Consider the following 10,851-nt stretch of genomic DNA (forward strand, 5'->3'; position numbering starts at 1 on the left):
AAGAGTATTTAGATGCAGCAAATAATAACGATTTAGTTGAGGTTGCCGATGCCTTAGGCGATATGCTTTACATTTTATGCGGAACCATTATAGAACATGGTATGCAATATAAAATTGAGGAAGTATTCGAAGAAATACAGCGTAGTAATATGAGTAAACTAGGGGAGAACGGTCAACCTATTTATCGAGAAGATGGCAAAGTACTAAAAGGACCAAATTATTTTAAACCAAACATTCAGTCTATTTTAGATAAATAAAATTAAAATGTTCTTCTGAACTTGTTTCAGAATTTAACTTAATAAAAAAGAGAGGTATATACCTCTCTTTTTTTTATTTATATGAATTTCACCTTCCCTTCGGGAAGGGCTAGGGAAGGGCTTTACTTAACAGCATAACGCCATCCAAATGGGTCTTCAACTTTATTAGTTTGTATATCAGTAATACGTTTTTTTAAGAAAGTAGCAAACGTATCGTCGAATTTCGGTAACTCATAATCAGCACCTTTATATCCAAATCCAGAAATAGGGGAAATTACTGCAGCAGTTCCTGCACCAAACATCTCTTTTAACGAGCCATTTTTAGCAGCCTCAACAACTTCAGCAACCGTTATTTTTCTAACATCAACTTTAATACCTTCAGATTTAGCCAATTCAATAATACTTTTACGAGTAATACCATCAAGAATTCTATCACTAGTTGGTCCCGTAATTAATGTATCATTAATACGAACAAAAATATTCATTGCACCAGCTTCTTCAATATATTCGTGTGTATTATCGTCCGTCCAAATAACTTGCTGATAGCCTTTTTCAATAGCTAATTGCGTTGGGTAAAACTGTCCGGCATAATTACCACCAGCTTTTGCAAAACCTACGCCACCATTAGCAGAACGCGAGTATTTTTCTTCAATTAAAACCCTTACTTCTCCAGAAAAATAAGCCCCAGAAGGCGCCGTACAAACTATAAATTTATACTCATCGGCTGGCGATGCATGAAACCCGTTTCCAGAAGCAAACACAAAAGGTCTTATATATAAAGAGCTACCTTTTTTTCTAGGAATCCAATCTTTATCAACTTCCAAAAGCACTTTCAAACCCTCCATAAAATAGTTTTCAGGAAGCTCAGGAATTGCCAAACGTTTAGCGGAAATATTCAAACGCTTAAAATTATCTAATGGGCGAAATAACCAGACATTCTCATCAACATCCTTATAAGCTTTCATACCTTCAAAAATAGATTGCCCGTAATGAAAAATTTTAGACGACGGATCTAAAACAATAGGCTGGTAAGGTATCACTTTAGGTGCTTCCCATTTCCCATTTTTAAAATTACATTCCAGCATATGATCAGAAAAAACATGCCCGAACTTCAAATTGTCAAAATCTACGTCGTTAATTTTAGAGGTTTTCGTTTTAATAACCTCTATGTCGTTGATTATAGTATTCATAAATCTGCTTATTATATTATACAAATTTAAAGAAAAACGTTTTTAAAAAAGCGGTATATTTACATAAATCGTTTAAAATTGAAATATTTACACCATGAAGCCAGTTACCTTAATGATTATTTGCGTTTTAATGTTAAATTCTTGCAAGAACAAAACTCAAGAAGTTGCTGAAAACCCAGTAAAAATTGAAAAAATAGAATATGCCACATTCGGTACAGAAATTATTGCCGACGATGCCATTGCTGCAAGTTCCATGGCGGCACATTACAAAACCATGAATGCGGGCGACAGTATACACTCCAAACTAATAGCAAAAGTTAACGATGTTTGCCAAGCTAAAGGCTGTTGGATGCGTTTAAAACTCGACGAGGAAAACGAGGTTATGGTAAAATTTAAAGACTACGGTTTTTTCGTTCCAAAGGATATTTCGGGTAAGCAAGTCATCATCAACGGAAAAGCATTTGTGGAAGAAGTATCAGTCGATGAGCAACGCCATTATGCCGAAGATGCCGGAAAAACAGCTGAAGAAATAGCCAGTATCACCGAACCAAAACGCACCTATTCCTTCGAGGCCGATGGTGTATTAGTGGCACAATAAAAACAATTAATTTTAAATTTTTGGGCGTTACCACAAGGGTCGGGCTATTCGCTGCAAGTCCTCGCACCTCCTACGTCGGGCTGTGGGCTTTCCACTACTATCCCTAACGCAGGCAAGTTTGCAGAAGTCCGTAAATCAACCTACAGTCAACAGAACTTCCAACAAACTCATGGATTCGTTCAGATATGCCGTAATAATTGTCCTCTTGTTGGGGACTTTAGGGGTGTTTTTTATTATATTCACTAGTGCATTAAATAAGAAACAGCAAATAAAGAAATCAACTACCTTCCACACAATTAAAATATAAACATGAAACGCGAAATCATAATCACAGGCGATGGATCAACAACCATTCAAATACCAGAATGGAATGAGCAATACCACTCCATACACGGCGCCATACAAGAAGCCTATCATGTATTTATAAAACACGGGTTGCATCACTTTTATCATTCAGAACAAAGTGAAGAATCTCAAAAAAGGATATCCATCCTTGAAATAGGATTCGGCACCGGCTTAAACGCATTTATCACCTTAATAGAAGCCAAAAAACTAGATTTAAAAATAAATTACAATGGCGTAGAAGCCTATCCTGTGTCAGAAGCAGAAATAAATGCATTAAACTATACCCAATCACTAAAAACAGAAAACAGCGAATCCCTTTTTAAAAAGCTGCACGAAACCCCATGGGAAGAACAACATCAAATTAATGCCGATTTCACCTTAATAAAAAGGCAACAATTTTTTTCAGAAATCAAAGATTCAGAAGCGCATAACATCATCTATTTTGATGCCTTCGGAGCTAGAGTCCAACCCGAATTATGGACAGAAGCCATTTTCGAAATCATGTACAAAGCCTTAAAACCAAGCGGCATATTAGTAACCTATGCCGCCAAAGGAAGCGTTCGCAGAGCTATGCAAGCCGTAGGTTTTAAAGTAGAAAGACTGCCCGGTCCACCAGGAAAACGTGAAATGTTACGCGCTTGCAAAGAAGCGTGACATTCAACGACTAAAAAAAATAATAATTGGAGTTAAATGTTACGAGCAACTAAATAAGTTTTCAGTTGCAGTCGCAGTATTCTGTAAAAAAAAACAATCATTCCAAAACCAACTAAAAAGTCTCTGTGAATCTCTGTGGTTCTCTGAGTAATACTTTTGTCTCTTTAGAAGCATTCACGAGTACTTTAATTCCTTCGCACCTTTGCCTCCCTGCCTGCCGGTAGGCACGTTTGCGCGATTTCTTTTTTTAGCTTCTCGTACTACGTCTTCCATCTTCAAGCTTCTAACTCCTTTTCTGTTAAACCTAATACAAAACTTTAGCAAAGCCAATCACCATTTTGTAACTTTATACAAAAAAGAAAATGCGCGTTTTAATAACAGGAGCAACGGGGTTAGTTGGTCAAGAAATAGTTAAACTTTGTCATGAAAAAGGCATTAAAATAAATTATCTCACAACCAGTAAATCCAAGCTTGTTCAACACGAAAATTATAAAGGTTTTTACTGGAATCCCAAGTCACAGGAAATTGATGCTAATTGCTTTCAAGGTGTCAATGCTATCATCCATTTAGCAGGAGCAACCATTTCAAAGCGTTGGACACCCAGTTACAAAAAAGAAATAATTTCTAGCCGAACAGAAACCACAGCCTTATTAATAGATGCTTTAAAATCTACAAATCATTCAGTAAAACAAATAGTTTCAGCGAGCGCCATTGGTATTTATCCAGATTCGTTAACTAATTATTACGATCAAAACCATAACGAAATTAGCACCTCGTTTTTAGGACAAGTGGTTTCCGTTTGGGAAGACGCTGTAAATGAATTTTCAAAACTCAATATTACGGTTTCAAAAATTAGAATTGGTTTGGTGTTATCAAATAAAGGTGGCGCATTAGCAGAAATTGTAAAACCCATAAAGTTAGGCTTAGGTTCAGCTTTTGGCAATGGAGAACAATGGCAATCATGGATTCATATTCACGATTTAGCAAACCTATTTTTATATGTTTTAGAAAATAACTTGGCAGGTGTTTATAATGGCGTTGCTCCAAACCCTATTACTAATACTGAGTTAACAAAAACCGTGGCGAGTGTATTAAAAAAGCCTTTATTCATGCCAAATATCCCGAAGTTTTTTATGAAACTCGTTTTAGGCGAGATGCATATTATATTATTTGAAAGCCAAAGAGTTAGCTCTAAAAAAATTGCTGATAAGGGATTCTTGTTTGAGTATAATTATTTAGAACCTGCTTTGGAGAATTTGTTGTGATTTTTTGTGCGTTCGTTTAATGGTTTTAAATTCGTTGTTTTAACGCATATTTTTTACACATTTCCAAAGTAACTACTAATACCGCTTAATATACTTTGTACAGCATACGAAGCTAAAATCAGCCCCATAATTTTACTTATAACTGTAATTCCATAATCCCCGATTCGCTTTTGTAAATGATTTGCCCCTAAAAGGATTAAACAAGTAATCCCAATAACAAGTAAAACAATTCCGGTGGTTCTGGCTTGTTGTTGAATGGTATATAGATGATTGTCCGTCATTAAAACAACTGCCATTATTGCTCCTGGCGATGCTATTGAAGGAATGGCGATAGGAAATATTGTAACATGTTTATAGTCAGTAATTTTGTTTTTTTCTAATTCAGGTTTACCATCTCCGAATATCATCGTTAACGCAAATAAGAAGAGAATTACGCCACCTGAAATCTGAAATGCATCAAGTGATACGGACATTCCTTCTAAAATCAGTTGTCCAATTACAATAAAAAATAAAAGAATTAAAAAAGCTATAATTGATGCTCGAACTGCAATTTTCTTTTTATGAACTAAATCAAATTCTTTGGTTGCCTCAAGATAGACAGGTATTGAACCAATAGGATCAATAACTGCAAAAACGAAAAATATTGTTGTTAAAATCTCAACCATTTATTTTATTCGCTTTGCTTGGGTTGTGAAAGATAAACCTTGTTGTCCCATTGTCGAAGTCATTATTCCCTCAAATAAGGGTTCTGGACAATTTTTAGGAATTTTCCATTCAAAAATGAAATTTGAGCCAGTTCCGCCAGATACGTCGATTTCGTCAATAACTATTTCTGACGTTTCCATTGGTGCCAAAAAAATTGGTGAGTCAAAATATTTTCTAACCGATTTTCCATGAGTATCATAATACTCAGCTTTTAAAAGGTAGATTGTATCTAAATCGCTTGTGTTTCTCATACTAACCATTGATGTTAAGTTGTGAGTTTTATGTTCCGTTAAACTATAAATTTGAGAATAAATTGATAAATAAGATTTTCCATATTCAAGTGAATCTTTAGATGTTAGATTAACAGCTCGTTTTGACCAATTTTCAGGATGTATAGAACTAATTTCTTTCTTTTCGTTGCAACTAAAAAGTAAGACAACAATTATTATGTTTAAATATTTTAATTTCATTTTAGTACGATATTTTCTCAAATGTGAGGTAACGGCTTTTAACGATTTAAAATCGGTACAATGATTTATTTCCGATGTTACCTGCCTGTCGGCAGAAAGGAACGAAGGTCGCAAATTTATTTAACAAAGTCAAGTTCAATAAAAACAAATACCATTATAATTGAAACATAGTTTTCCTAAATAAACCACAATTTTTCAATCCATTACTTTGCAGAGAATTCTATCTTTGCAGGATGCAGTCTAAAATCCTTTTTATTACACCACCGTTTACTCAGTTAAACACCGCATATCCTGCTGGTGCTTATCTAAAAGGTTTTTTGGAAGCGCATAACATTTCTGTGGCACATTCCGATTTAAGTATTGAGCTTTTCACGGCCATTTTTACAAGCGATTTTTTAAGTACTGTGTTTGATGAAGCGGACGATTTACAGCATTTTCAGTATCCTGAAGTGATTAAAATGAAAGCTCAATACATCGCAAGAGTTGATGTGGTTATTAGTTTTCTTCAAAAGCAAACTATTGAAGCTGCAATTAAAATTTTAGAAAATAATTTTTTACCATTAGGGCATCGGTTGGCTAAAGTTAATACCCATATTAAATGGGAAGCTGGAGATCAAGGAATTATTGATAAAGCAAAGCATTATGCCACACTATATATTGAGGAAATTGGTGATTTTATTCAAGCCAATGTCGATGAGTTTTTTGCATTTACTAAATATGCTGAGCAAATTGCCACTTCGGCAAGTAGCTTTGATGAGCTGGATACTTTTTTGAGCTATCAACCCACGATTATTGAAGAAAAAATGCTAGATATTTTGGTTGCCAAAATTGAAAGCGAAAAGCCTAATTTGGTATGTTTTACCATTCCTTTTCCTGGTAATTTGTTTGCAGCTTTACGATGTTCGCAATTTATAAAACAGCTTTTTCCTGATGTTTATGTGGCTTTTGGTGGCGGTTATTGCAATACCGAATTGCGTGCGCTTGAAGATGCAAGAATTTTTGAATTTGTTGATTTTATTTCCTTAGACGATGGCGAAGGCCCTTTACTAAAAATAGTGAACTATCTCGAAGGAAAAATTAATATAGATGAACTGGAAAGAACCTTTGTGTTAGAAAACGACAAGGTGGTTTACAAAAATAAACTCCCTAATACCATTTACCATCATAAACATTTGCCTGCTCCAAATTATTCGGATTTACCTTTTGATAAATACGTATCTTTTCTAGATGTTGTAAACCCAATGCATCGTATGTGGACAGATGCCAGATGGAACAAATTAACCATTTCTCATGGCTGTTATTGGAAACAATGTTCGTTTTGCGATGTGAGCTTAGATTATATTGGAAATTACCAAAACACCACAGCTGTAGATTTGGTAAATAAAATTGAAAAGATAATTACCGATACTGGTATTACTGGATTTCATTTTGTTGATGAGGCTGCACCGCCAAAAATGTTGAGAGCTTTGTCAGACGAATTAATAAAAAGAAGGGTAAACATAACTTGGTGGACAAACATCCGCTTCGAAAAAACCTTCGATTTCGATTTGTGTCAATTAATGGCTGCATCGGGTTGTATTGCGGTTACTGGAGGTTTGGAAGTGGCTTCTGATAGATTATTAGCAAAAATGAAAAAAGGTGTTGATATTGCCCAAGTAACCCGAGTAACGCATCATTTTTCTGAAAATAACATTATGGTTCATGCCTATCTTATGTATGGTTTCCCAACGCAAACCGAACAGGAAACCATCGATTCATTGGAGGTGGTTAGGCAATTGTTTCAACGGAATTGTATTCAGTCAGCATTTTGGCACCAATTCACAACCACTATTCATAGTCCTATTGGAAAAAACCCAGAAGATTTTGGGATCCAAATTACAGGTCCAGTTTTTAAGGGATTTGCCCAAAATGATTTATACCATAACGATCCTCAAGGAGCCAATCATCCTAAATATACAAAAGGGTTAAACTTGGCGTTACAAGACTATTTAAACAATACGGGGTTTAATAAGGATTTACAACATTGGTTTGAATTTCCTGTAGCTACAACCAGTCATCCAAAAGGCCTTATTGATAGTTTTTTATCTGAAATTGTGAGCAATCACGTAGAAAGTAATTAATTATTCAGTCGTCATTAAAATATTTTTCCATAAAAAAACCACCTCATTTTCACAAAGTGGTTTTTAAATTTAAAAATGTATTCAATTAAGACTTTGCAGCTGCCTTAAGTGTCACTTTTAATTCCATATCATCATTAATAAATTTATCTCCTAAATTATCAAAAATAGATTTTGAGCCGTATTGTACGTTCCATTTTGTTCTATCAATAGTAAAAGTATCGCTAGTTAGTGTAATAGCACCATTTTCATTAATAACACTCACAGGAAATGTTACATTGTTCTTAGCTTCTTTAAGTGATAAATTTCCAGAAAGCATCATTTTACCTTCAACTTCTTCTAAACCAGTAATAGTAAAACCAGCACTTGGGTATTTTTCAACATCAAAAAAGTCAGGACTGCTTAAGTGACCCTTTAATTTTCCATTCTTTTCATCATCAGCAGGAATATCTGTAACCACAATAGAACTCATATCAATAATAAAAGTACCACCAACAATTTTTCCGTTAGCAATATCAAGTACACCGTTTTCTATAGCGATAGTTCCATTATGGGAACCTGTAGGTTTAAAGCCTTTCCATTCTATAGTGGAAGCTTTTGTGTTTACAGCGTATGCCGCAGCGTTTGTAGTTTCTTCAACCGCCTCAGCTGCTGTAGTTGCTGCTTCTTTTGCTTTGTCTTTACATCCCGTAGTAGATACAATTAAAGCTGTAATACATAAAATTGTTGCAAATTTCTTTTTCATTTTAAAATATTTTAGTGTTAACCCTGCAAAATTAGACATTCACCGTCAATAAATAAAATTAAAATTATTTTAGTGACATTATGACATTTTTATAATATTGGCAGTACTTTTGCCAACTTAAATTTAAGATTGAAAAAATTGAATTTACCATGAGTAAAAAAGATATAGAAAATGAGCAAGTAGAATCTACTCAAGAGGAAACTGTTGAAACCGAAGCGCAAGTTTTAGAGGAGCAAACAAATGAAGAAAAACTTGAAGCTGAAGTAAAGCAAGAGAAAGATAAGTTTTTACGCTTATTTGCAGAGTTTGAAAATTATAAAAGACGTACAGCAAAAGAACGAATTGAATTATTTTCAACTGCAAGTGAAGATGTTATGAAAACATTATTGCCAGTTCTAGATGATTTTGAGCGTGCGTTAACACATATTGAAGATGATAAAGAAGCTGAAGAATTACGTAAAGGTGTGTTGTTAATTTACCAAAAATTAATAAAAACGCTAGAGCAAAAAGGTTTAAAGCTAATGGAAGTCAATAAAGGTGATGTTTTTAATGCTGATAATCATGAAGCTATAACGCAAATTCCGGCTCCTACTGATGATATGAAAGGTAAAATTATCGACATAGTTGAAAAAGGATATCTTTTAGGAGATAAAGTAATTCGTTTTCCAAAAGTAGTTATAGGGCAATAAAATTAAGAGATGGCTAAAAGAGATTATTACGAAGTATTAGGAATAAATAAAGGTGCAAGCGCTGCAGAAATAAAAAAGGCTTACAGAAAGAAAGCTATTGAATTTCACCCAGATAAAAACCCAGATGATAAAAGTGCCGAGGCGAAATTTAAAGAAGCTGCTGAAGCTTATGAAATTTTAAGCGACGACAATAAAAAAGCACGTTATGATCAATACGGACATCAAGCTTTTGAAAATGGCGGTGGCGGATTTGGCGGCGGCGGCATGAATATGGATGACATATTCAGTCAGTTTGGTGATATTTTCGGTGGCGGCGGTTTTGGCGGTGGCGGTTTCTCTGGTTTTGGCGGTGGCGGTGGCCAACGTCGTGTTAAGGGAAGTAACCTGCGTATTCGTGTTAAACTTACTTTAGAAGAAATTGCTACAGGCGTTGAGAAAAAAGTAAAAGTAAAACGTAAAGTTCAAGCACCAGGAACTACCTATAAAACATGTACAACCTGTAATGGTTCTGGTCAAGTAACTCGAATTGCAAATACTATTTTAGGTAGAATGCAAACTTCAGCACCATGTAATGTTTGTGGTGGAGCAGGACAAACAATCGATAAAAAACCAAGTGATGCAGATGCCCAAGGTTTAAAAGTTGCTGAAGAAACCGTATCAATTAAAATACCTGCTGGTGTGGTTGATGGTATGCAATTAAAAGTATCTGGAAAAGGGAACGAAGCACCTGGAAATGGTATTTCTGGAGATTTGATTGTTGTTATAGAAGAGGAAGTACACGAAAAATTACAACGCGAAGGTGATAATTTACATTATGATTTATATGTAAGTTTTCCTGATGCTGTTTTAGGAACCTCTCAAGAAATTGATACCGTAACTGGTAAAGTGCGTATTAAAGTTGAAGCTGGTGTTCAGTCGGGTAAAATTTTGCGCTTACGCGGAAAAGGAATTCCTAGTATTAATGGATATGGAAAGGGCGATTTATTAGTACATGTAAATGTTTGGACTCCAAAAACCTTAAATAAGCAACAAAAAGAATTTTTCGAAATGATGCAGGATGATGAACATTTCGTGCCAAAACCTGAAAGTTCTGATAAATCATTTTTTGAAAAAGTAAAAGATATGTTTTCATAATAAAACTTAAATTATGGACTCCATTTTTTGCTTACTAAAAAGTATAAGTAGCATTAATTCCGAATTTATTTCGGGATTTTTTTACTAAAAAAAAGGAAGAAAATTCACAGATTTACTTCAAATAAAGAAAAAAAAACTATATTTGAATATCACTAATTTTTTTTAGTGATAATTTTTCTTTTTCATAGCAATTTTTTTCCCATCCTTAATTTTATTGAGGGTGGGTTTTGTTTTTTTAGGGAAACTCAATTATAGGAAGTCCGCAGGAAGCACCTAAAATTGCAAGTTGAACTAATCCCGAATTTATTTCGAGATCTCCTTATTTATTTAAATTTCCTGAGCATTCTAATCATAATTATTACTTAAAGCATTAAGTTTCTAGCATAAACATTTAATATATTTACGTTTTACTTTACAATTGAAAAATAACATGAATAACTTACTTGAAGTGAATAATGTTTCCAAATATTTTGGAGATTTTAAAGCTTTAAATGATGTGTCTATTTCCATACCAAAGGGAAGTATTTTCGGGTTACTAGGGCCAAATGGCGCTGGAAAAACAACACTAATACGCATTGTTAATCAAATAACAATGCCTGATTCTGGTTCGGTTATATTAGACGGAGAACCACTTAGTCAAAAACATATCAAGGATATTGGATACTTGCCAGAAGAACGTGGT

12 protein-coding genes are annotated in these 10,851 nt (G+C 34.3%); 8 read left to right on the top strand and 4 right to left on the bottom strand.

Features of this window, described 5'->3' with window-relative positions:
- A partial coding sequence (locus tag WBN21_RS08940) for a hypothetical protein (protein WP_424199485.1) occupies positions 1-257 on the top strand: 257 nt, incomplete at its 5' end.
- 122 nt (positions 258-379) lie between these two features.
- Here WBN21_RS08940 and WBN21_RS08945 read toward each other — a convergent pair.
- Positions 380-1,447, bottom strand: coding sequence for a branched-chain amino acid aminotransferase (locus WBN21_RS08945; protein ID WP_424199486.1), 1,068 nt, complete (start codon positions 1,445-1,447; stop codon positions 380-382).
- Between the two features lie 94 nt (positions 1,448-1,541).
- Between WBN21_RS08945 and WBN21_RS08950 the strand changes: the two genes are divergently transcribed.
- From WBN21_RS08950 to WBN21_RS08960, 3 genes are all read left to right on the top strand, one after another.
- The gene (locus WBN21_RS08950; RefSeq protein WP_424199488.1) at positions 1,542-2,045 is read left to right on the top strand and encodes a DUF4920 domain-containing protein; all 504 of its coding nucleotides are present in this window, start codon (positions 1,542-1,544) and stop codon (positions 2,043-2,045) included.
- 309 nt (positions 2,046-2,354) lie between these two features.
- Complete coding sequence (gene mnmD, locus WBN21_RS08955) at positions 2,355-3,044, top strand: tRNA (5-methylaminomethyl-2-thiouridine)(34)-methyltransferase MnmD (RefSeq protein WP_424199490.1); 690 nt, start codon at positions 2,355-2,357, stop codon at positions 3,042-3,044.
- Between the two features lie 362 nt (positions 3,045-3,406).
- Positions 3,407-4,309: a TIGR01777 family oxidoreductase gene (locus WBN21_RS08960; RefSeq protein ID WP_424199492.1), complete on the top strand. Its 903-nt coding sequence runs from the start codon at positions 3,407-3,409 to the stop codon at positions 4,307-4,309.
- A 53-nt stretch (positions 4,310-4,362) separates the two neighbouring features.
- Here WBN21_RS08960 and WBN21_RS08965 read toward each other — a convergent pair whose 3' ends face one another.
- The gene (locus WBN21_RS08965; protein WP_424199494.1) at positions 4,363-4,974 is read right to left on the bottom strand and encodes a MarC family protein; all 612 of its coding nucleotides are present in this window, start codon (positions 4,972-4,974) and stop codon (positions 4,363-4,365) included.
- A complete protein-coding gene (locus tag WBN21_RS08970) occupies positions 4,975-5,484 on the bottom strand; it encodes a DUF3124 domain-containing protein (RefSeq protein ID WP_424199496.1) in 510 nt (169 codons plus the stop codon).
- A 233-nt stretch (positions 5,485-5,717) separates the two neighbouring features.
- Here WBN21_RS08970 and WBN21_RS08975 point away from each other — a divergent pair, with 233 nt between their 5' ends.
- The gene (locus WBN21_RS08975; protein ID WP_424199498.1) at positions 5,718-7,604 is read left to right on the top strand and encodes a B12-binding domain-containing radical SAM protein; all 1,887 of its coding nucleotides are present in this window, start codon (positions 5,718-5,720) and stop codon (positions 7,602-7,604) included.
- A gap of 85 nt (positions 7,605-7,689) precedes the next feature.
- Here WBN21_RS08975 and WBN21_RS08980 read toward each other — a convergent pair whose 3' ends face one another.
- Positions 7,690-8,346 carry a YceI family protein gene (locus WBN21_RS08980; RefSeq protein WP_424199500.1) on the bottom strand — a complete coding sequence of 219 codons (657 nt, stop codon included), beginning with the start codon at positions 8,344-8,346 and terminating at the stop codon, positions 7,690-7,692.
- A 149-nt stretch (positions 8,347-8,495) separates the two neighbouring features.
- Here WBN21_RS08980 and WBN21_RS08985 point away from each other — a divergent pair, with 149 nt between their 5' ends.
- The 3 genes from WBN21_RS08985 to WBN21_RS08995 form a co-directional block, all read left to right on the top strand.
- Positions 8,496-9,035, top strand: coding sequence for a nucleotide exchange factor GrpE (locus WBN21_RS08985; protein ID WP_424199502.1), 540 nt, complete (start codon positions 8,496-8,498; stop codon positions 9,033-9,035).
- A 9-nt stretch (positions 9,036-9,044) separates the two neighbouring features.
- The gene (gene dnaJ, locus WBN21_RS08990; RefSeq protein ID WP_424199504.1) at positions 9,045-10,169 is read left to right on the top strand and encodes a molecular chaperone DnaJ; all 1,125 of its coding nucleotides are present in this window, start codon (positions 9,045-9,047) and stop codon (positions 10,167-10,169) included.
- Positions 10,170-10,599: 430 nt separating this feature from the next.
- Positions 10,600-10,851, top strand: a 252-nt coding sequence (locus WBN21_RS08995) for an ATP-binding cassette domain-containing protein (protein ID WP_424199506.1), incomplete at its 3' end; no start/stop codon positions are given.

Source organism: Algibacter sp. (genome assembly GCF_049667265.1).
Taxonomy (GTDB): Bacteria; Bacteroidota; Bacteroidia; order Flavobacteriales; family Flavobacteriaceae; genus Algibacter_B.